A 21,874-nucleotide genomic window follows, 5' to 3' on the forward strand; every position below is an offset into this window, starting at 1 on the left:
TCCGTTGCCCCGGATCCGACATGAACGAACGGGCCGGCGCGCTTTCGCACGCCGGCCCGTTTTCTTGCGGTCTGCGCGTTCTCAGTAGACGCGGATGCGCGCCGGGATCGGATTGCCCTTGAATCGGACCGCGCCGATATACTCGCCCGCATCGGTCAAGGTCAGCGTGCCGACGAGATCGCCGACATTGAACAGCATCGTCTCGCCCTTCAGCGTCAGCGACCTGCCTTCCTGGCAGGAGTTTCTGTTGTAGAATTCGATACAGCCCTGTTGCCGGCTGCGGTAGCGCACCTCGTAGGAGAACACCGTGCCGTTCTCCTTGAGGAACCTCTGAACCCGCTCGTTGGCGCCGTTCGGCGCTAGCTCCAAGTCGATCCGCGGCAGCGCCATCAGCGCGTCGAAGGCGATTTGCTGGCGCAGGATCGGGTCGCGGGCGCTCGCCAGTCCCGCGCGCGTTGCGTAGGCGCGCATAACCGGCTGGTCGGAGCAGGCCAGTCCCTGATAGGCGAAGAAGCGGTCGATCGGGTCGGCATTCGCATCCGACAGCACGTCGCGATACTGCTTCAGTTCGTCCTGCGACATCGTCTTGTACTCGTCGCAGGCCCATCCGGACGTCGTCATGGCCAGCAAGGCCGGAATGGCGAGTGTCAGGAGTTTTTTCATCTGCCCTGTTGCCCCGTCTGGTTCGGTTGTTCGGTGATCGCGACGTATTGCACGCCGTGCGAGGTCTGCAAATTGAAGGTGGCGACGCAGCCGGGAAACACCTGCACCGGTGCGGCCGAGGTCACGCGATAGGTCCATGGCCTCAGCGTCCCCTGCCGCCTGAAGGGGAAGGTGCGATCCTGGTTTTCCAGCAGGATGCCGAGCGCGCTCGGCTTCGCCTGGAACGCGCCATGGCCGCACAGGCTGAACGTTTCCGAGGCCATCACGTTGATGCTGCGCGGTGTCGCCGGGGCGGCGGCGCGCGTCTCGCGCTGCGGCGTCCGGTGCATCGGTACGGCAACGGCGGGGTCGCTGCGCGAGGCGATCTCGATGTCCTGAGGGGCGTTTTGTTCGTCAGTCTTCGGGGCCGGCGTTTCAAGCGGCCGCAGCGGCATGTCATGGGCGGGCTCTTGTACGGCCGTCCTTGGCTCCGGCAGCGGCTCCGGTTTGGCGGCCGGCGGAGGTTCTGTCTGCCGGGGCTCGGCCTTTGCGGCTTCGGCCTGCGGTGGCTCGGCCGGGCTCTGCGTGATCTTGGCGGTGGCAGGAGGGGCAGCCTGTGCGACCTGTGCCGGCGCGGGAGCGGGCGTCTTCGGCGGCTGCTCAGCCGGAGGTGCCGCGAGCGGTGCGGCCTTCGTTTCCGGCGGCGGCGGTGCTGCTGCCGGCGTTGCCACCTGTATTGGTGCAGGCGCAGTGGGGTGCTGCTGGGTGGCGACATAGGTGTAGATGGCAATGCCGACGCCCGCGACCGTACCCAGCGCGCCGATGGGAGCCCAGATCGGGTGCTTGGAGAACCGTTCGAGCGCGCCGGCCTGCCGCTGGTCGGAGTGAGCGTCGTCCATCTCGTCGAAAAAGCCCCGTTCGCGGCGTCGCCGCTCAAGTCACGTCACGAACCCATGTTGCCCTCCACGGCATCCGGACGGACAACCGAGGGGCAAGAACTGCATGCAGCCCCACTCTAGGCGTGTCGGGGAGGTGGTGTCGAGGCCCGCGGGCCGTCCCGCGTCCCGACATAATGTCATTGGCCGATGGTTTTTTTGCATTTCCGTGCAAGGGCGGTGCGGCTCTAGCATTTTCTCCTTCATCCGGCTTTCGTCGCAGCCCCTGCGGGCAGCGTCCCGGCCGGCTTCGTACCCTTTGCAGGGAGGGGAGATGCAGCCTTTCACCACCAACCAGGTCCCGCGCATCGTTGCGGGCCCGGGGCGCAGCAGCGAGATCGGCGCCATCGTCGCCGAGCTCGCCGGGGCCGGCGCCTGCGTGCTGCTGGTCGCCGACAACGGCCTGACCGGCATCGGCCTGACGCCGCGCATCGCCGGCGTGCTCAAGGATGGCGGCCACCGCGTCGTCACCCATGATGCGATCATCAGCGATCCGAAGGAGCCGGCCGTGGCCGAGGCGGTGCGCATCGCCCGCCAGGAGGGCGTCGGCGCCGTCGTCTGTCTCGGTGGTGGCTCGGCGCTGGATGCCGGCAAGCTGGTTGCCGCGATGATCGGCGCGCGCGGAGACCTTGAGGACTACCGCCTTGCCGCCGCCGCGCTGCCCGTGGCGCGCGTGCCGCTGGTCTGCGTGCCGACCACCGCCGGCACGGGCTCCGAGGCGACCGCCGTTTCCGTCATTTCGGATGCAGGCGGCACCAAGTACTGGTACTGGGCGCCGGCCCTGAAGCCCGATGTCGCCCTGCTCGACGCGCGGCTGACCACGGGCCTGCCGCCCCAGCTGACGGCCGCCTGCGGCGTCGACGCCATCGTCCATGCCATGGAAGCGGCGACGGGCCGGGCCGCCTTTGCCGAGAACTCTCGCATCTGTCACGAGGCGATCCGCCTCGCCACCTCCCATATCGACCGCGCCGTCGCGGAGCCGAACGACCTGGAAGCGCGCGGCGCCATGCTGCTTGCCGCGACCTGGGCCGGCATCGGCATCGACAATGCCGGCACCGGCATGGCCCACAACATCGCCCATGCGCTGGCAAGCCTCGTGCCGATCCATCACGGCCGCGCCGTCGCCATCGGCATGGCCGCCTCGCTCGGCTGGTCGATGGAAGGGGAGGAGGAGGCCTATACGGAGGTCGCCCGGGCCTTCGGCTGCGCCCATTACGGCGAGTTGCCGATGGCGTTTTCCGGTCTCGTCCGCCGTCTCGGCATCCGCCTGTCGCTGGCAGCCGATATCAACCGGCTGAGCCCGGAGCGCCTTGCCGCGCGCATGGCCGCGCCGGAAAACGCCCCGATGCGCAACGCCAGCCGTCGCCTCGTCACCGACGAGGACCTGCTGCTGCTCGCCGAGCGCGCGCTCGGCTTCGGTTGAAGACAGGGAAAGGGCTGCCGATGAACCCTTTGCAGCCGGACGCTGCCGTCGTAGCCTTCACCGAGCGGCGGGAGGATACGCGCCGCCCGGAACCCGTGAGCATGACCGCAAGCCCGATCGACCGCCGCCGTCTGCCGCTCAACTCGCTGCGCGCCTTCGAGGCCGCCGCGCGGCAGATGAGCTTCACCCGCGCGGCCGAGAGCCTCGGTGTCACCCAGAGCGCCGTCAGCCGCCATGTCCTCAATCTGGAGGAGGTGATCGGCGCCCAACTGTTCGAGCGGCGCGGCTCCTCGCTGGCTCTTACCGCCGCCGGGCAGGACCTCATCGGCAACGTGACCCCGGCGCTCGACCGGCTGCAGGCCGGGCTCAACGCCATCTGCGAGATCGACCGCGGCGGAACGCTGCGCCTTGCCCTGCCGCCGTCCTTCGCCATTCGCATGGCCGCGCCGATCATCGAGACCTGCCGGGCGCAAGGCGGCGTCGCCATAGAGATCGACACGCCCTACGTGCTCGAAAGCCTCGACAGCACGGTGCACGACGCCGCCGTCGTCTTCTCCCGCCCGCGTGTCACCGACCAGGTGATGGACCTGTTGTGGATGGAGGAACTGACCCTCCTGTGCCGGCCGGACATGGCGCCGCGCGTGCGGGAGGAGGGGATCGCCGCAGCGCTCGCCCGCGAGACCGTCATCCACATCCGCAACGAGGCCGGCCGCCACACCGCCTGGGTGGAGCTGCTGCGCGCCGCCGGCGTTGCCGCCACCCTGCCTCAGGGCATCGTCTTCGACACCGCATACATGGCGCTGGACTTCGCCGCCCGCGAAGGCGGGCTGGTCGTCGCCGACCGCCGGCTTGCCGCGCGCGACATCGCCGAAGGGCGTCTTGTCGCTCCACTTTCCGTCACTGCCGCTTCCGGCTTCGGCTATTTCATGCTGTTCCGCCCCGACGACCTGCAGCGCGAGGCGGTGCAGATCTTCCGTCGCCGCATGCTGACCGAGTTCGCGCCCTCGCTGGAGCGCCTGCCGGCGGGAAGCGAGCGGGCGCAAGGGGCAGCCTGAGCGCCGGTTGTCGTGCGGGTCGCATATGCGACAGCGACGGGACGGATATCGGCCATTGGGCCTTTCTTGTCGGCGGGTTAGGCTGGTCTGCCCTCCGTTTTTTTAACCGGCCTGCCCACCAGGAAGGACGTCTTGCCCTTGCAGAAATATTCGGCCCTCTCGCTGCTGCGCAACGCCCTGTCCGGACACCGCGATTGGCAGCCCGCCTGGCGCAAGCCCGATCCCAAGCCCGCCTACGATGCGATCATCGTCGGCGGCGGCGGCCATGGTCTTTCGACCGCCTATTATCTCGCCAAGGAGCATGGGCTCACCAATATCGCCGTGCTGGAAAAGGGCTGGCTCGGCTCGGGCAATATCGGCCGCAACACGACGATCGTGCGCTCCAACTACATGCTGCCGGACAACAACCGCTTCTACGAATGGTCGATGAAGCTGTGGGAGGGCCTGTCGCTCGACCTCAACTACAATGTGATGTTCTCCCAGCGCGGCGTCCTCAATCTGGCGCATACGCCGTCCCAGCTGGACGACTACGCCCGGCGCGGAAACTCCATGCGGCTGGAGGGCATCGACGCGGAACTGCTCGGCCGCGAGGAAGTCGCGCGCATGGTGCCGGGCCTCGACATGTCGCCGACCGCGCGCTTCCCGGTGCTCGGCGGGCTTTTGCAGCCGCGCGCCGGCACCGCCCGCCACGACGCGGTCGCCTGGGGCTACGCACGCGCAGCCGATGCGCGCGGCGTCGACATCATCGAGAACTGCGAGGTCACGGGCTTCCTGCGCGAGGGCGGGCGGATCGTCGGCGTCGAGACGACGCGCGGCGAGATCCGCGCGCCCAAGGTCGGCGTTGCCGTGGCCGGCAGCACCTCGCAGGTGCTGCGCCTTGCCGGCATCGAGCGCCTGCCGATCGAAAGCCATGTGCTGCAGGCCTTCGTCTCCGAGCCGGTCAAACCGATCCTCGACTGCGTCGTCACGTTCGGCGCCGGCCATCTCTACATCTCCCAGTCCGACAAGGGCGGGCTGGTCTTCGGCGGCGACATCGACAAGTACAATTCCTACGCCCAGCGGGGCAATCTGCCGGTGGTCGAGCATGTCATGTCGGAGGTGAGCGTGATGCTGCCCTTCGTCTCGCGCCTGCGGCTGCTGCGCAACTGGGGCGGCATCATGGACATGAGCATGGACGGCAGCCCGATCATCACCACCGGCCCGCTGCCCGGCCTCTACCTCAATGCCGGCTGGTGCTATGGCGGCTTCAAGGCGACGCCGGCCTCCGGCTGGTGCTTCGCCTGGACCATGGCCAGGGACGAGCCGCACCCGCTCAACGCCCCCTTCACGCTCGACCGGTTCCAGCGCGGCTACGTCCTCGACGAGCGCGGCGCCGGCCCCTATCCGAAGATGCACTGAGAGGACGCCCGCCCATGCGCATCCATTGTCCCTGCTGCGGGCCGCGCGGCGTCGCCGAGTTCTCCTATGGCGGCGACGGCACCATTCGTCGGCCGGATCTTGCCGACACCGACACCGACGCCCATGCCGCCTATGTCTTCGAGCGGGAAAACCCGCGCGGGCCCCATGTCGAACTCTGGCACCATATCGGCGGCTGCCGCCACTGGCTGCGGGTGACGCGCGACACGCTGACCCACGAGATCAGCAGCGTCGAGATGGCCGGACGCTTCGCCGGCGAGGCGGCGCGCATGCCGGGAGCGGGCGTATGAGCGGCTACAGGCTTCCTCGCGGCGGCAGTCATCTCGACCGCTCGCGGCCGCTCGCCTACCGCTTCGACGGCGAGCCGCTGCAGGGCTTTGCCGGCGACACGCTGGCCTCCGCGCTGCTTGCCTCCGGCCGGGTGCTGGTCGGCCGCAGCTTCAAGTACCATCGCCCGCGCGGTGTGATGGGTGCCGGCCCGGAGGAGGCGAACGCACTGGTCGAACTGCGTGACGGTGCCCGTCAGGAGCCCAACACCCGCGCCACGATGACGGAGCTGTATGGCGGGCTGGAAGCCGCCAGCCAGAACCGCTGGCCGTCGCTGTCCTTCGACATGATGGCGGTCAACGACCTGCTTTCTCCGCTGTTTTCCGCCGGTTTCTACTACAAGACCTTCATGGGGACGGGCCAGGCGACTTGGCATTTCTGCGAGCGCTTCATCCGCAAGGCGGCGGGCCTCGGCCGCGGCACCCATCTTGCCGACCCCGACCGCTACGAGAAGACCAACGCCTTCTGCGACGTGCTGGTGGTCGGTGCCGGTCCGGCCGGCCTGATGGCCGCGCGCGCGGCGGTTGCCGCCGGCCTGCGCGTCATTCTGGCGGACGAGAATGCAAGGCCCGGCGGCCGCCTCTTCGACGACGGCGTGCAACTCGACGGGCTGGCGCCGGCCGACTGGATCGACGGCGCCTTGCGCGAGATCGAGGCTGGCGGCGGGCGGATCCTGCCGCGCACCAGCGTCTACGGCTATTTCGACGGCAACGTGCTCGGCGCGGTCGAGCGGATCGCCGATCACAAGCGCAAGCCGGCTCCGTTCGAGCCGCGTCAGCGTCACTGGACCATCCACGCCCGCCATGTGGTGCTGGCGACCGGCGCCATCGAGCGGCCTCTGGTCTTCTCCGGCAACGATGCGCCCGGCGTCATGCTGGCCTCCGCCGGCCTTGCCCATGCGACGCGCTACGGCGTGGCCGTCGGCTCCTCGGTCGTCGTCTTCGCCAACAATGACGGCGGCGCGCGCACGGCGATCCGGCTTGCCGATCTCGGCGTCTCGATCAAGGCGGTGGTCGACCCGCGGCGCGAGATCGATCCGGCCCTGGCCGCAGCGCTCGGCGCGCGGGGAATCCGGCTCGAAACCGGGGCGGTCGTTGCCGCCACCAGAGGGCGCAAGGCCCTGGCCGGCGTCGACATTCGCGGCTTCGATCCTGTCTCCGGCGTGCTCGGCGCCAATGTGATGCAGCCCGGCTGCGACGCGCTTCTCGTCTCCGGCGGCTGGACGCCGAGCGTGCATCTGGCGAGCCAGGCAGGCAGCGCGCCGGTCTTCGACGAGGCGCTGCACTCCTTCGTGCCGGGCACCGCCCGCGAGGCCTGGACGGCGGCAGGTGCCTGCGCGGGTACGCTGGACCTTGTCGGCTGCCTTGCCGCAGGCCTTGAGGCCGGACAGAAGGCAGCCGAGGCTTGCGGAAAAACGGCGGAAAACGGCGGAATTCCGCTGCCCGACCTGTCGGGGCAGCTGGCGGGCACCGACCTGCCGTTCCCGCTCTTCGATGTTCCGGCAACCGGCCGGGCCAAGCGCTTCGTCGACTTCCAGCACGATGTCACGGCGGACGACGTGGAGCTCGCCAATCGCGAGGGCTTCCGCTCGGTCGAGCACCTGAAGCGCTACACGACGCTCGGCATGGCTGCCGACCAGGGCAAGACCTCCAACGTCAATGCGATCTCGTTGATGGCCCGGGCGCGAGGCCTGACCGCGCCGCAGGTCGGCACGACCCGCTTCCGCATGCCCTGGACGGCGGTGACCATCGGCGCGCTGGCAGGCCGCGAGACCGGCCACCACTTCGCGCCGGTGCGGCGTACGCCGATGCATGACTGGCATGTGGCCAAGGGCGCCGAGATGATGGCGGCGGGCCTGTGGATGCGCCCGCGCGCCTATATCGGGCCGGGTGAAACCCTGCGAGACGCTTATATTCGCGAGGCGACGGCCGTGCGCCACCGCGTTGGCATTGTTGACGTTTCGACGCTCGGCAAGATCGACGTGCAGGGCCCGGACGCGGCCGAATTCCTCAACCGGCTCTACACCGGCGGCTTTGCCAAGCTGCCGGTCGGCAAGGCGCGTTACGGCGTCATGCTGCGCGAGGACGGCATCATGTTCGACGACGGAACCGCCTGGCGGCTGGCGCCGAACCGCTTCCTCGTCACCACCACGACGGCCAATGCGGGCGCGGTGCTGGCCCATATGGAGCACTATCTGGAGGTGGTCTGGCCGGACCTGCGGGTGCACGTCACCTCGGTGACCGACCGCCATGCCGGCATGGCGGTGGCGGGGCCGGACGCGCGCAAGGTGCTGCAGGCCGCGCTGGAGGAGGGCGACGTGTCGACCGAGGCGTGCCCACATATGGGAATCGTGCGCGGACGCATCGCCGGGGAGCCGGTGATGATCGCTCGGCTCTCCTTCTCGGGCGAGCTGGCCTACGAGGTCTATTGCGACTGGCCGGCCGGCCTTGCCGTCTGGGAAGCCCTGATGGAGGCGGGAAAACCCAATGGAATCATGCCCTACGGCATGGAGGCGCTCGGCACGCTGCGCATCGAGAAGGGGCATATAACGGGCGCCGAAATGGACGGGCGGACGACGCTGGCCGATGTCGGGCTTGGCGGCATGGCGTCGCGGAAGAAGCCGTATATCGGGTCGACGATGACGCAGCGTCCCGCTTTCGTCGATCCGGAAAGGCCGGTTCTGGTGGGGCTGATATCGCGGGACGGGCAGGCGATCCGCTCCGGGAGCCACTTGACCCTGCCCGGTGGAGGGGCGAGTCTGGGGCATGTCACCGCCGTGACATGGTCGCCGGCCCTTGGGGCCAACATAGCGCTCGCCTTCCTGTCCGGTGGCCGTGAACGGCACGGCGAGCCGCTGGAAGCGGCCTTCCCGCTGAAGAACGAGCGGGTGGCGGTAACGGTCACCGATCCCTGCTTCTATGACCCCGACGGGAGCCGAATGCATGTCTGACGCCAGCAACGAGTCGTCCAACGCCACCGCAAGGACCGATGCAACGAAGCCGGAAGCGGCCGTTGCCCGGCCGGTGGTCGGCCGGCTGGTTCCGGGCGAGGCGGCGGGCGCGGACGACCCGTCGCTGACGTTGAGGGAGCTCTCCGCAGGCGCGATTCTGGAAGTCGGCGCGTGGCCTAACCGTCTGGAAAACGTCGCGAATCGCCTCGGCGAGCTGGCCGGCGTGACGCTGCCGGGCCGCCCCGGCCGGTTCACCGAAAGCGCCTCCGCGCTGGTCTGCTGGATCGCCTTCGGCCGGTTCATTTATGTGGGCGCGGCAACGGAGGACACCGGCCGCGTCGACACCGCGCTCGACACGGAAGACGCCGCCGTGGTCGACCTTGCCGGTGCCCGCAGGATCGTGCGGATCGAGGGCGAGACGGCACGCGAGGTGCTCAACAAGGCCGTCGCCATCGACTTCGACCCGACGTCGTTTCCGGCCGGAGCGCTGGCCCAATCGGTGATCCACCAGATCCCGGTGGTGATCCTGCGGCGGAGCGAAACGGCGTTCGACGTGCTGGCACCGTCGAGCCTGGCCGATGCGCTGATCGACTGGATGACGGACGCGGCGCTGGAGTTCGGCTACCGGGTCGGGGAGCCCGGCACGATCCTCTGAAACAGCCGCAAAATCTGGCCGAAACGCACAAAAAACCCCGCAACCTGTTGAAGGTGCGGGGTTTTCCGTTTCGAGACGGATTTTGCAAAATTCCGTCTCAATTTCGCGGATTTTCGAGAATGCCGTCTCGAAATCGCATCAGGAGGGCGTCAGCCCGCGCAAGCGCTCCGAACGCCGCCTCAGGAGCTCCAGAACGGTCAGCAGGGCGATGGAGATCGCGACCATCAGGGAGGCGACGGCGAGGATGGTCGGCGAGATCTGTTCGCGCAGGCCGGTGAACATCTGCCAGGGCAGGGTCTTCTGGCCGGCCGAGCCGAGGAACAGGACCACGACCACCTCGTCGAAGGAGGTGATGAAGGCGAAGAGCGCGCCGGAGACGACGCCGGGCACGATCAGCGGCATCTGCACCTTGAAAAAAGTTGTCACCGGATTTGCGCCGAGGCTCGCCGCCGCGCGAACGAGGCTGCGGTCGAAGCCGACCAGCGTCGCCGTCACCGTGATGATGACGAAGGGCGTGCCGAGGGCGGCATGGGCGAGCACGACGCCGAGATAGGTGCCCTGCAGGCCGATGCGCGAGTAGAAGAAGTACATGCCGGCGGCCGAGATGATCAGCGGCACGATCATCGGCGAGATCAGCACCGCCATGATCGCCGAGCGCCAGGGCACATGGCTCTGGGACAGGCCGATGGCGGCGAGCGTGCCGAGCACGGTGGCGAGCAGCGTCGCCACCGGCGCGATGGCGAAGGAGTTGCGCAACGCCTGCTGCCAGTCCGGGTTGGTGAAGAAGTCTTCGTAGTGCTTCAGCGAATAGCCGGCCGGATCCAGCGCCAGCATTTCCGGCGTGAAGGTGAAGAAATTCTCCGCATTGAACGACAGTGGCACGATGATCAGGATCGGGAAGATCAGAAAGAAGAAGATCATCCCGCAGATCGCGCGGAAGCCGTAATACCAGGCGCGCTGGCCGGTGGAAGCATAGGAGGGAAGGGCGGACATTGGTGTTCTTCTCCTTATCCGAGCTTCACGTTGTCGATGCCGACGATCTTGTCGTAGACGTAGAAGAGCAGCAGGACCGCAGCGAGCAGAAGCACGCCGAGCGCGGCCGCCAGGCCCCAGTTGAGCGACGACGAGATGTGGTAGGCGATGCGGTTGGAAATGAAGATGCCGCTGGTACCGCCGACAAGCTCCGGCGTGATGTAGTAGCCGATCGACAGGATGAAGACGAGGATCGACCCGGCGCCGATGCCCGGCACGGTCTGCGGGAAGTAGACCCGCCAGAACGCGGTCCAGTCCGTCGCGCCGAGGCTCTTGGCCGCGCGCACATAGGACGGCGAGATGGTCTTCATCACCGAATAGAGCGGCAGGATCATGAAGGGCAGCAGGATGTGCGTCATCGCGATGATGGTGCCCGTCTGGTTGTTGATCATGACAAGGCGGCCGGCATCGCTGACAAGGCCGGTCCAGACCAGGAAGTCGTTGATGACGCCCTGCTGCTGCAGCAGCACCTTCCAGGCGGAGGTGCGCACCAGCAACGAGGTCCAGAACGGCAGCAGCACCAGGATCATCAGGAGGTTCGAGGTGCGCGCCGGCAGCGCCGCCAGCAGATAGGCGATCGGATAGCCGAGCAGCAGGCAGCAGGCCATGATGGTCAGCGACAGGAACAGCGTGCGGGCGAACAGGAAGAGATAGATCCGCTCGTTTTCAGGCTTCAGCTCGACGCCGTCGGTCGTCATCTGCATGTCGACCGCATTGAGGAAGTAGCCGGAGGTCAGCTCGGGCGAGAAGCGCTTGAGCACCTGCCAGGTGGCGACATCGCCCCAGTCGTCGTCGATGTCGATGAATTGCGCCTTGTAGGGAAGGGCATCGTCCATCCGGTCGGCGCGCCGGCCGGTCTTGCGGAACAGGCTCGACATGCCGGAGGATTCGTAGTTGAGCCGCGAGCCGAGCCGGGTGTGGGTCTTCTCTTCCGCTGCGATCAGAAGGTCGGCATGCAGGGCCGCGAACACCGGCTCGCCGGGCGCCTCGCCCGAGGTCTCGTCCCAGTCGGCCAGAGCCTCGACGGTCTTCGGCAGGGTGTTGGCGACGATGCCGTTCTCGACCGAGCGGAACAGCATGTCGGCGATCGGCGCGGCGAAGGTGAGAACGATGAACAGGAGAAGCGGCGCGATCAGCAGCAGCGCCCGCATCTTCTCCCGCCGCAGCGCCCGCGCCAGGCTGACCTTGAGCGGGGTGCCGTCGCGGGTCGTGAGGACCTGCGGCTGCGGCGGAGGATCGGCCGGCGGGGCGGCCGCGGAGACTGTATCGGTTGTCGTCATTCTCGCTGTCCGGTTGGGACGTGTCGCCGTATCGGGACGTCCGTGTTGGGTCATGCGGCCATGGTGCGGATCGGCGGCGCGTCGAGCTGCCAGGGATCCTGCGGCAAGCCGAATGAGACGGCCTGTGTCCGGACAAGCACGCAAGGGACCACGCGAGCGCGTGCCTGCAGGCTTGTCGGGAGGCAGGCGGGGCGGCGGACCGCCCCTGCGGGCGCCGCGGCGGAGACCCCGCCGCGGCAGATCGCGTCGACAGGCGGCGGCCCCGAAGGCCCGCCGCCCGTCTCAAGCCGCCTTAGCTGGCGAGCCAGGCCTGGAACTTGGCGTCCAGGTCGTCACGGTAGTCGGCCCACCACTCGTAATTGAACAGGAAGGTGTTCTTGGCGTTGGCCGGGTCGGTCGGCATGTGCGGAGCCATCTCGATGCCGAGCTCGGCATGCTTGCCGACGAGCGGCGCCGAGGAGTCGCGGGCCGGGCCGTAGGAGATGTACTTGGCCTGGTCGGCGAGACGCTGGGTGTCGGTGGCGAAGCGCAGATACTTCATCACCGCGTCGAGGCGCTCCTTCGGCAGGCCGGCCGGCACGATCCAGCCGTCGAGGTCGAAGACCTGCGCGTCCCAGAGCATCTTCACCGGCTGGTCCTGCTCCTCGATCAGCGAGAACAGGCGGCCGTTGTAGGTGGAGCCCATCACGACCTCGCCATCGGCGAGCAGCTGCGGCGTCTCGGCGCCGGCCGACCACCACACGGTCTGGTCCTTGATCGTACCCAGCTTGGCGAGGGCGCGGTTCACGCCTTCCTCGGTCTCCAGCATGTCATATACGTCTTCCTTGGCGACACCGTCGCACAGAAGGGCCCATTCCATGTTGTTGATCGGGCGCTTCTCCAGCGCGCGCTTGCCCGGGAAGGCCTCCAGGTCGAAGACGTCGCAGATGTCGTCCGGCTCCTTGCCGTTCCACGCCTCGACGTCGGTGCGGTAGCCGAAGGTCGTCGAGTAGACGATCTGCGGGATGTAGCAGTCGGAGACGATCAGGTCGCCGAAGTCCTTGGAAGCCGGGGTGCCGTCCGGCGCCGGGGCCAGCATCTCGTCGTGGTCGATCTCCATGGCGAGGCCCTCGTCGCACAGACGGATGGCATCGGAGGCGAGCACGTCGACGAGGTCCCAGGTCACGTTGCCGGCCTCGTTCATGGCGCGCAGCTTGGCGACCGCCTCGTTCGAGCTCTCGTCGTTGATGATCGTCACGTCCGGATTTTCGGCCATGTACGGCTTGTGATAGGCCTCGTTCTGGGAGTTCGAATAGGCCCCGCCCCAGGACACGATGGTCAGGTCGATGGCGTTTGCGCCGGTCGTCATCATCGCCGTTGCGGCGCTTGCGAGAAGAAGCGTCTTGAAGGTCATGTAAGTCCCCTTTGTTGACGTGGTGCGGGACCGGGGTCCCGGCTTTGGTTGCGGCGGCCCGAAGGGGCGCCACAGCTGGTCGATAGGTCGGGCTGCGTCAGGCGACGGCGTCGAGCGCCTTGCAGTCGGACGCTGCCCAGCCGATCTCCACTGTCTGGCCGGTCCGCAGGTCGCGCCTCTGGCCGCGGTTGCGAACCTTGACAATGAATTCCGTGTTGCCGGCGACGTTCATCCGCACGCGGATGTGGTCGCCGAGATAGATCATCTCTTCGATGCGGCCCTTCACGAGGTTGTCCATCGACTGATCGGTGTCGAATTCGACGCGCTCGGGGCGCAGGGAGATGGTGGTGCGCGAGCCGACGCCGTCGATATTGACCGCCTCGGCAGCCAGCACCGTGCCGTCGTCGAGCTGAACCTTGCAATCGGTGCCGGAAACCTCGGTCACCGTGCCCGACAGCTTGTTGTTCTCGCCGATGAACTGCGCCACGAAGGAATTGTGCGGGTTCTCGTAGAGCTCATCCGGCGTCGAGAGCTGCTGGATCACCCCGTCGTTGAACACGGCGACCCGGTCCGACATGGTCAGCGCCTCGGTCTGGTCGTGCGTCACGTAGACGATCGACACGCCGATATTCTCGTGGATGTGCTTGATCTCGTACTGCATCTGCTCGCGCAGCTGCTTGTCGAGCGCGCCCAGCGGCTCGTCCATCAGGACAAGCGAGGGCTCGAAGACGAGGGCGCGGGCGACGGCGACGCGCTGCTGCTGGCCGCCGGAGAGCTGCGCCGGGCGGCGCGAGCCGAAATCGCCGAGCTCGACCATGTCGAGCGCGCGCTTAACCTTCTCTTCCTGCTCCGCCTTGTTCATGCCGCGCACCTGCAGCGGAAAGGCGAGGTTCTCCGCAACGCTCATGTGCGGGAACAGGGCGTAGTTCTGGAACACCATGCCGATGCCGCGCTTGTGCGGCGGCACGTTGTTGATCGGATCGTCGTTCAGGAAGATCTCGCCATGGGTGGCCGGCTCGAAGCCCGCCAGCATCATCAGGCAGGTGGTCTTTCCCGAGCCCGACGGCCCGAGCATGGTGAGGAACTCACCGGGTGGAATGTCGAGATTGAGATTCTTTACGACGAGCGTCTCGCCATCATAGCTCTTTTGAACATTTTCGTAGCGGACTGCAGCGCCCCTTGATTCTGTCATTGTTGCCCCTAAGCAAAATGCAGGCAAGGGGAATGCATTCGCGCCGAATTAACGGCGCGTTCGCTCCTGTTCCCCTCTCGCGAACTCTTCCGGTCCGCTCATTTGCCTTGTTGGTGGCCGTACATAAGCAAAAAATGACAGGGATGGGAAGGGCATCTGTGGAAAAAATATTAAAATCCGAGTGAAAAAACAAAGCGCTCTTGCAGCGCAGCGAAGAATGCCGTGCCGAAGAGCGCCCGGAAAAGTCGGAGATTTGCGCTATTTTCGAGGGGTCTGGAGGAAATAGCCAGACCTCGTATCGGAATCGAAAGATAGACTGTGATGAACGTGCGAAATGTGAAGCACGTCTCGATCTTGCAACGTCTAGAGAGCCTAATTCAAATTCGAAAACCACGCATGAAGCATAAATCTGCTGATCGTCCGGTCGAATCCGAAGGTCGTGCAGATCCTGCTGCGAAATGCTACGACCTTCGGATTCGGGCGACTAGACGTTGCTGTCCGGGAATTCGGCTTTCCTGTTCGCCATGAAGCTGATCAGCGCCTCGTCGATGGCGGGATCGAGCTGCGGTGCCTCGTAGGCGGCGAGCATCTGCTTCCATTTGCGGTTCGCCCGCCAGGCAGCGTCCAGCCCGCCGTCGGCGCTCCACTGTTCGTAGGAGTTGTTGTCGGCGATCTCCGAACGGTAGAAGGCGGTCTCGAAGTTGCGCTGCGTGTGCATGGCGCCGAGGAAGTGGCCGCCGGGGCCGACCTCGGCGAGCGCGTCCATCGCCTGCCCCTCTTCCGACAGGTCGATGCCCTTGGCCAGCACGTGCATCATGCCGAGCTGGTCGGCATCCATCACGAACTTCTCGTAGGAGGAGCACAGGCCGCCCTCCAGCCAGCCGGCCGCGTGCAGGCAGAAGTTCACCCCCGACACCAGCGTTGCCAGGATGGTCTGCGCGGACTCCTGCGCCGACTGGGCGTCCGGGGTCTTCGACGAGGTGAACGAGCCGCCGGAGCGGAAGGGCAGGCCGGCGCGGCGCGCCAGCTTTGCCGCGCCGTTGAGCAGCAGGCTGCCCTCCGGCGAGCCGAAGGTGGGGGCGCCGGACTGCATCGAGATCGACGAGACGAAGGCGCCGAAGACGACGGGCGCACCGGGGCGCACCAGCTGGGTCAGCGCGCAGCCGGCCAGCGCCTCGGCCAACACCTGCGCCAGGGTGCCGGCGACCGTGACCGGGCTCATGGCGCCGGCCAGGATGAACGGCGAGACGATGCAGGCCTGGTTGGCCGCCGCATAGACCTTCAGCGCGCCGAGCATGGTCGCGTCGTAGACCAGCGGCGAGTTGGCGTTGATCAGCTGGATCATCACGCAGTTCTGGTCGACAAACTCCTTGCCGAAGACCAGCTCCGCCATGGCGACGGAATCGCGCGCCCGCTCCGGCGCGGTGACCGAGCCCATGAACGGCTTGTCGGAGTATTTCAGGTGCGCGTAGACCATGTCGAAATGCCGCTTGTTGACCGGCAGGTCGACGGGCTCGCACACCGTGCCGCCCGAATGGTGCAGCCAGGGCGAGGCGTAGGACAGCTTCACGAAATTGCGGAAGTCCTCGATGGTGCCGTAGCGCCGGCCGTTGTCGAGGTCGGTGACGAAGGGCGGGCCGTAGACCGGCGCGAACACGGTGTTGTTGCCGCCGATGACGACGTTGCGCTCCGGGTTGCGGGCATGCTGGATGAATTGCGAGGGCGCGGTCTTGACCAGCTCGCGCAGCATTCCCTTGGGAAAGCGCACGCGCTCGCCGGAAACGTCGGCGCCGGCCGCCTTCCAGATCGCGATGGTCTCGGGATCGTCGCGGAATTCGAGGCCGATCTCGGCCAGCAGCCGGTCGGCATTGGCCTCGATCAGCTCGGCGCCCTCGTCGCTGAGGATGTCGTAGACCGGCAGGTTGCGGGAAATGTAGGGCAGGGCGCCGGCCGCCTGCGATCCGCGCCGCTTTTCCGTTCTCGCCGCCCGGCCGCGCCGTCCGGCGCGCGCTTCCTGGTCACTCATGCGCTGCAAGCCCTTTGTGCATAACTGCTGTTGGCCGATTTCCGACTGCCACTGTGCGCTGAGGGGGCACGCGTCTGCGGCGCGAAAGCGTCGTCGGTTTCTCTAAAAGCGTCATGCAACCGAGGAGGGGGAGGCGGCCCATCTTTGCGCCCGCGTGTCGTCGCGGGGATGGTGGCATGACGCAATCAGGCCATCGGGGGGCGCAAATCGTGGCGATACTGCCCGCAAATGGCGCGCCGGCCGGCCGGCAGCTTGCGGATCCGATTGCGAAAAGGGTGGACAATGTCGGCGTTCCCGGACAAGGCTCAAATCGTCATCGTCGGCCTCGGCGGCATCGTCGGTGCCTCCGTGGCGCATCATCTGCTGGAGCGCGGCTGGACCGATGTCGTGGGCATCGACAAGTCCGGCATCCCCACCGATATCGGCTCGACGGCCCATGCCTCCGACTTCTGCTACACGACCAGCCACGACTACCTGTCGGTCTGGACGACGCAGTATTCCATCGATTTCTTCGAGAAGATGGGCCACTACGCGCGCATCGGCGGGCTGGAAGTGGCGCGCACCGGCGACGACAGCTGGATGGAGGAGATCCGGCGAAAGGCAAGCTCCGCCAAGGCCTTCGGCACCCGCGCCCATCTGGTGACGCCGGCCGAGATCAAGCAGAAGTTCCCCCTGATCGAGGAGGACATGGTCCAGGGCGGGCTGTTCGATCCGGATGCGGGCCTTGTCGTGCCGCGCTCACAGACGGTCGCCGGCAAGCTGGTCGACGAGGGCGAGAAGACCGGCCGGCTGAAGGCCTTCGCCAACACGCCGGCGCAGTCGCTGATTGTCGAGGACGGGCGGATCGCCGGCGTCGTCACCCATCGCGGCACGATCCGCGCCGACCACGTCATCGTCTGCGCGGGCCTGTGGGGCCGGCTGATCGCCGAGATGGTCGGCGAGGACCTGCCCGTCATGCCGGTCGACCATCCGCTGACCTTCTTCGGGCCCTATACCGAGTTCGAGGGCACCGGCAAGGAGATCGGCTACCCCCTGCTGCGCGACCAGGGCAACTCCGCCTACATGCGCGACACGGGCGACCCGAAGACCACCGAGGGCGGCCAGATCGAGTGGGGCTATTACGAGACCGACGAGCCGCGCCTGTGCCACCCGCGCGAGCTGCTGGAAAAGCACGAGGCGCGCCTGTCGCCCTCGCAGCGCGACCTGGAGATGGAGCAGGTGATCGGCCCGCTGGAGCGGGCGATGGAGCTGACGCCGATCCTCGGCGAGCTCGGCTACAACGAGAGCCACTCGTTCAACGGGCTGCTGCAGGTCTCCGCCGCCGGCGGGCCGTCCTGCGGCGAGAGCCAGAAGGTGCGCGGCCTGTGGTACTGCGTCGCGATCTGGGTGAAGGACGGGCCGGGCTACGGCAAGCTGATCGCCGACTGGATCACCGACGGGCGCACCGGCATCGACCACGCCTCCATCGACTACTCCCGCTTCTACGGGCACCAGCTTACCGAGGATTTCATCGAGGGACGCTGCTATGAGGCGGCGCAGAAGATCTACTTCCCCGCGATCCATCCGCGGGAGCCCTACGCGACCGGGCGGAACGTCAAGCGCTCGCCATTCCATGAGCGCGAGGTGGAGCTCGGCGGCCACTTCATGGAGCTCGGCGGCTGGGAGCGCGCCCATGGCTACGCGGCCAACGAGCACCTGCTCGAGAAATACGGCGACCGCGTGCCCGAGCGGCAGAACGAGTGGGACAACAGGCACTTCTGGCGGGTGTCGAATGCCGAGCACCTCGCCATGAGCGAGGATTGCGCGCTGATCAATCTCTCGCATTTCTACATGTTCGAGGTCGAGGGCCCGGATCATGTGGAGCTGCTGGAATGGCTCTGCGCGGCGAAGATCGGCGGCGACGGCAATATCGGCAAGGGCATCTACACCCACTTCCTCGACGACGAGGGCATGGTGCGGGCGGACCTGACCGTGATCCGGATGGCCGACCGCTGCCGCATCATCGACGGCGCCGATGCCGGCCCGCGCGACCTCCACTATGTCCGAAGGACGGCGCAGGACCGCGGGCTCGACGTGACGGTGACCGATGTCAGCGAGCGCTACACGACCATCGGCATCTGGGGCCCGAATGCGCGCGAAAAGCTGAAGCAGGCGGTCGCGGACCCGGCCGGCCTCGATCCGGAAAACTTCCCCTTCGCGGCGATCCGCGAGATCGAGATCGCCGGGCGCAAGGTGACGGCGCTGCGCCTCTCCTATGTCGGCGAGCAGGGCTGGGAACTGCACATGCCTTTCGAGGACGGGCTGGCCGTCTGGGACGCGCTGCGGGCGCTCGGCATCATGGCGGCGGGCGTGGAGACCTACGCCAATTCGCGGCGGATGGAGAAGTCGCTGCGCCTGCAGAACGCCGACCTGCTGACCCAGTACAACCTCTACGAGGCGGATCTTGCCCGGCCGAAGGTCAAGGAGGCCGACTTCCGCGGCAAGGCGAAGCACCTGGAATACCGGGCGCGCGAGCACCAGCCGGCGATGCTGTGCACGCTGGTGATGACCGACAATGTGGATGCGAGCGGCACGCCGCGCTATCCGGTCGGCACGCTGCCGGTGATCGATCCGGCGACCGGCAAGACCCTGGTCGATGCGCTGGGCCGGCTCTCCTACACGACGTCGATCGCGTTTGGCCCGACCGTGGGCAAGAACATCGCGCTCGCCTACCTGCCGTACGAGTATGCCAGGCTGGGTCAGAAGCTCAGCGTGGAGTATTTCTCTGAAAGCTACCCGGTCGAGGTCGCAGGCGTCGGCTATGCGCCGCTCTACGACCCGCAGAACCTGAAGCCGCGGAGTTGAGGACGCGGGTCCGCGCTCCCACGGCCTATCGGGCGTCATCCCGGCCGCGGCTTAGCCTTGCCCGGGATGACGAAAACAGTCGCCGGGGCGCGCCGCAGAGGTACGTTGATGCGAGGCCGAAAACAGACGCAGCGCGGTAAACTTGGCGCAACAGCAACACGCCATGACGGCAACAGGGCAGAACCATGAGCAAGCTTGACGAACTCCTCGCGAAAAAGGGCACGCTGCTTGCCGACGGCGCGACGGGCACCAACCTCTTCGACATGGGGCTGACCTCCGGCGATCCGCCGGAGGAGTGGAACGTCACCCAGCCGGAGAAGATCCGCACCCTGCACCGCAAGTTCGTGGAAGCCGGCGCCGATATCATCCTGACCAACACGTTCGGCGCCAACCGCCATCGGCTGAAGCTGCACAAGCTGGAGGGGCGCGTGCACGAGCTGAACAAGGCGGCGGCGGAGCTGGCCCGCGAGGTGGCGGCGGAGGCCGGGCGCGAGGTGATCGTCGGCGGTTCCATCGGTCCGACGGGCGAGCTGTTCGCTCCGCTCGGCGCGCTCACTTACGAGGAGGCGGTCGAGGCCTTCGCCGAGCAGGCGGAAGGGCTGAAGGCGGGCGGCGCCGATGTCGCCTGGATCGAGACCATGTCGGCGCCGGAGGAAATGCGCGCGGCAGCCGAAGCCGCCGCCAGGGTCGGCATGCCCTTCGTGGTGACCGCAAGCTTCGACACGGCGGGGCGCACGATGATGGGCCTGCCGCCGAGCGGCCTGGGCGATCTTGCCGGCGAGTTCGCCTGCGCGCCCGTCGCCTACGGGTCGAATTGCGGCGTCGGCGCGTCGGACCTTCTCGCCGCCGTGCTGGAGATCACCCGCGACCATCCGGACGCCATCGTCATCGCCAAGGCGAATTGCGGCATCCCGGTCATTCGCGGCGACGAGGTGGTCTATACCGGCACGCCGGAGCTGATGGCCGACTACGCGCGGCTGGCGGTTGATGCCGGCGCCCGCATCATCGGCGGTTGCTGCGGCACGTCCTACGCTCACCTTGCGGCGATGCGCCAGGCGCTCGACGGGTACGAGAAGGGCACGCGCCCGAGCGTCGAGGAGGTCGTCGCCCGCATCGGCCCGCTGGTCTCCCCGCCGGCAGCTGCTCCCACCGACGGCGGCGACGGCGAGGGCGGCAGGCGGCGGCGCAGAAGGGGCTAAGCGGCAAGCGGGCAGGGCTGCTCGGGACTGGACTTGTGCCGGACGGCCGGTCTCCGCCAATATGGCGGGGAGGCAAGAACGGGCCGGGGAGGGCACTGTGACACCAGCCTATCGTTTCGCGGCAGCCATGATCGGCGGTGGGATACTCGCAACGGGCGCCGGCGCCGCCATGGCGCAGGACGCCTTGCCGCCGCAGTTCCTGGGCCTGTGGCAGGTGGTGCAGCCGGGCCAAACGCCCTCGTGCTCGCCGGCCGACGCCGATATCAGGATGCAGGTGTTTCGCGACCGGACCGTATTCCACGAGGGCAAGTGCGAGTTCGTCTCGGTGAGGGCGAATGCCGACAGGACGAAAGCCGAGATCGAGCTGTCCTGCCGGGGTGAAGGCGAGGAATGGCGGGACCGCCAGGCCTGGACCTGGCGAAAGACGGAGACCGGCGCGGTGCTCGACCTCGACTGGCTCGACCGCGATCTTTCGACCGTCCATTACGCCCCGTGCCGGGCCGATGCGTCGGCCGCCGCCGCGCCGGCTCTACCTGCCGGGGCCTGCTACGACGACGGCTCCTCGTCGCTGAGGGTCAAAATGGTCTCGGCCTCGCAGGCGGAGATCGTGGTGAGCTCGGTGCAGAGCCGGGGCGCGCATATGTGCAATCTCAGCGGCATGGCGGAAGCGATGTCCGGCGGGTGGCGCTACACCGAAAGGATCGACGGTGTCGGGGACTGCCAGCTGGATATCCTGATCGGCGAGGACCGCAGCGTCCGCATGGTTGACCGCGACTGGACCTGCAAGGCGTATTACTGCGGCGCCCGCGCCGCCTTCGACCATATCGAGTTCGCGCCTTCTTCCGAACGCGGGTGTTGAGGTTCAGCTCTCACCCCTCAAGCTGCTCCACCACCCGCTCGACGAGTTCCTCAATCGGGCGGCTGCCGTCGAGGCGCAGGACGGGGGCGGTTTGGGCGGCGAGCCAGTCCTCGTGGCGGGCGCGGTTGCGGCCGGAAAAGCCGGGCGAGTCGTACCCGGCGGCCCATGCGGCAAACGCGGTGTGGATCTCGTGCATGTCGCCGCCCGGATCGATGCGGGTGCCGTAGCGCTGGCGCTCGCGCGCCATCAGGCGCTCCAGCCGCAGCGGCGTCGGCGTCGCCACGAAGACGATGAGGTCGACCTCCTCGATCAGGGCATCGCCCCAGCCGTCGAACGAGCCGGTCAGCACCCAGCCGCGGCCCTTGGCCTGCTCGACTTCCGCCATGTCGGCGGCGATCAGGCGCACGCGGTCCTGCGGCGGGCGCTTCTGCGTGAAGGGCGGATCGGTCGGCAGCCAGTAATAGTCGTCGACATCGAACTGCGGCACGCCGAGACGGGCGGCGAGTGCCGCGCCGAGCGTGGTGACGCCGGCGCAGGAGGCGCCGGTGATGTAGATGCGGGCTGAACGGGTCATGCGGCGATCCTAGGACTGTGCTGCACGGGGTGCCAGTGCAACCGACAGGAGCGGGCGCATCGGCAGTGGACG

General features: G+C 67.4%; 17 protein-coding genes. 9 read left to right on the forward strand and 8 right to left on the reverse strand.

Features of this window, described 5'->3' with window-relative positions; translation table 11 throughout:
• Positions 1-81: 81 nt before the first annotated feature.
• Positions 82-663, reverse strand: coding sequence for a hypothetical protein (locus BBX35_RS16115; RefSeq protein ID WP_067222084.1), 582 nt, complete (start codon positions 661-663; stop codon positions 82-84).
• Positions 660-1,541 (reverse strand): hypothetical protein, encoded by an 882-nt coding sequence (locus tag BBX35_RS16120; RefSeq protein ID WP_067222086.1) that lies wholly within the window; start codon positions 1,539-1,541, stop codon positions 660-662. The genes BBX35_RS16115 and BBX35_RS16120 overlap by 4 nt, the downstream gene beginning before the upstream one ends.
• Positions 1,542-1,851: 310 nt before the next feature.
• Between BBX35_RS16120 and BBX35_RS16125 the strand changes: the two genes are divergently transcribed.
• From BBX35_RS16125 to BBX35_RS16150, 6 genes are all read left to right on the forward strand, one after another.
• The gene (locus tag BBX35_RS16125) at positions 1,852-3,000 is read left to right on the forward strand and encodes an iron-containing alcohol dehydrogenase (RefSeq protein ID WP_067222087.1); all 1,149 of its coding nucleotides are present in this window, start codon (positions 1,852-1,854) and stop codon (positions 2,998-3,000) included.
• Positions 3,001-3,101: 101 nt separating this feature from the next.
• Positions 3,102-4,055 (forward strand): LysR family transcriptional regulator, encoded by a 954-nt coding sequence (locus BBX35_RS16130; protein ID WP_171901473.1) that lies wholly within the window; start codon positions 3,102-3,104, stop codon positions 4,053-4,055.
• 138 nt (positions 4,056-4,193) lie between these two features.
• Positions 4,194-5,453 carry a sarcosine oxidase subunit beta family protein gene (locus BBX35_RS16135; protein ID WP_067222091.1) on the forward strand — a complete coding sequence of 420 codons (1,260 nt, stop codon included), beginning with the start codon at positions 4,194-4,196 and terminating at the stop codon, positions 5,451-5,453.
• A gap of 14 nt (positions 5,454-5,467) precedes the next feature.
• Positions 5,468-5,761, forward strand: a complete 294-nt coding sequence (locus BBX35_RS16140; RefSeq protein ID WP_067222092.1) for a sarcosine oxidase subunit delta — start codon at positions 5,468-5,470, stop codon at positions 5,759-5,761.
• Positions 5,758-8,748, forward strand: coding sequence for a sarcosine oxidase subunit alpha family protein (locus tag BBX35_RS16145; protein ID WP_067222094.1), 2,991 nt, complete (start codon positions 5,758-5,760; stop codon positions 8,746-8,748). Before BBX35_RS16140 ends, BBX35_RS16145 begins: the two co-directional genes overlap by 4 nt.
• Complete coding sequence (locus tag BBX35_RS16150; RefSeq protein ID WP_067222096.1) at positions 8,741-9,403, forward strand: sarcosine oxidase subunit gamma; 663 nt, start codon at positions 8,741-8,743, stop codon at positions 9,401-9,403. The genes BBX35_RS16145 and BBX35_RS16150 overlap by 8 nt, the downstream gene beginning before the upstream one ends.
• A 138-nt stretch (positions 9,404-9,541) precedes the next feature.
• Here the strand turns inward: BBX35_RS16150 and BBX35_RS16155 are convergent, their stop codons facing one another.
• The 5 genes from BBX35_RS16155 to BBX35_RS16175 form a co-directional block, all read right to left on the reverse strand.
• Positions 9,542-10,396, reverse strand: a complete 855-nt coding sequence (locus tag BBX35_RS16155) for an ABC transporter permease (RefSeq protein WP_067222098.1) — start codon at positions 10,394-10,396, stop codon at positions 9,542-9,544.
• A 14-nt stretch (positions 10,397-10,410) separates the two neighbouring features.
• A complete protein-coding gene (locus BBX35_RS16160) occupies positions 10,411-11,715 on the reverse strand; it encodes an ABC transporter permease (RefSeq protein ID WP_067222100.1) in 1,305 nt (434 codons plus the stop codon).
• 292 nt (positions 11,716-12,007) lie between these two features.
• Positions 12,008-13,108: an extracellular solute-binding protein gene (locus BBX35_RS16165; protein ID WP_067222101.1), complete on the reverse strand. Its 1,101-nt coding sequence runs from the start codon at positions 13,106-13,108 to the stop codon at positions 12,008-12,010.
• 97 nt (positions 13,109-13,205) lie between these two features.
• Complete coding sequence (locus BBX35_RS16170; protein ID WP_067222103.1) at positions 13,206-14,300, reverse strand: ABC transporter ATP-binding protein; 1,095 nt, start codon at positions 14,298-14,300, stop codon at positions 13,206-13,208.
• A 484-nt stretch (positions 14,301-14,784) separates the two neighbouring features.
• Complete coding sequence (locus BBX35_RS16175) at positions 14,785-16,326, reverse strand: trimethylamine methyltransferase family protein (protein ID WP_067222104.1); 1,542 nt, start codon at positions 16,324-16,326, stop codon at positions 14,785-14,787.
• Positions 16,327-16,608: 282 nt separating this feature from the next.
• Here BBX35_RS16175 and BBX35_RS16180 point away from each other — a divergent pair, with 282 nt between their 5' ends.
• The 3 genes from BBX35_RS16180 to BBX35_RS16190 all read left to right on the forward strand — a co-directional run bounded on the left by BBX35_RS16180 (position 16,609) and on the right by BBX35_RS16190 (position 21,228).
• Positions 16,609-19,170: a GcvT family protein gene (locus BBX35_RS16180; protein ID WP_067222106.1), complete on the forward strand. Its 2,562-nt coding sequence runs from the start codon at positions 16,609-16,611 to the stop codon at positions 19,168-19,170.
• 185 nt (positions 19,171-19,355) lie between these two features.
• The gene (gene bmt, locus BBX35_RS16185; RefSeq protein ID WP_067222108.1) at positions 19,356-20,369 is read left to right on the forward strand and encodes a betaine--homocysteine S-methyltransferase; all 1,014 of its coding nucleotides are present in this window, start codon (positions 19,356-19,358) and stop codon (positions 20,367-20,369) included.
• Between the two features lie 97 nt (positions 20,370-20,466).
• Positions 20,467-21,228, forward strand: a complete 762-nt coding sequence (locus BBX35_RS16190) for a hypothetical protein (RefSeq protein WP_141687877.1) — start codon at positions 20,467-20,469, stop codon at positions 21,226-21,228.
• Positions 21,229-21,238: 10 nt separating this feature from the next.
• Here BBX35_RS16190 and BBX35_RS16195 read toward each other — a convergent pair whose 3' ends face one another.
• Positions 21,239-21,802, reverse strand: coding sequence for an ATP-binding protein (locus BBX35_RS16195; RefSeq protein ID WP_067222111.1), 564 nt, complete (start codon positions 21,800-21,802; stop codon positions 21,239-21,241).
• Positions 21,803-21,874 lie beyond the last annotated feature (72 nt).

The sequence above is a fragment of the Stappia indica genome, assembly GCF_001696535.1.
In the GTDB taxonomy this organism is placed as follows: domain Bacteria; phylum Pseudomonadota; class Alphaproteobacteria; order Rhizobiales; family Stappiaceae; genus Stappia; species Stappia indica.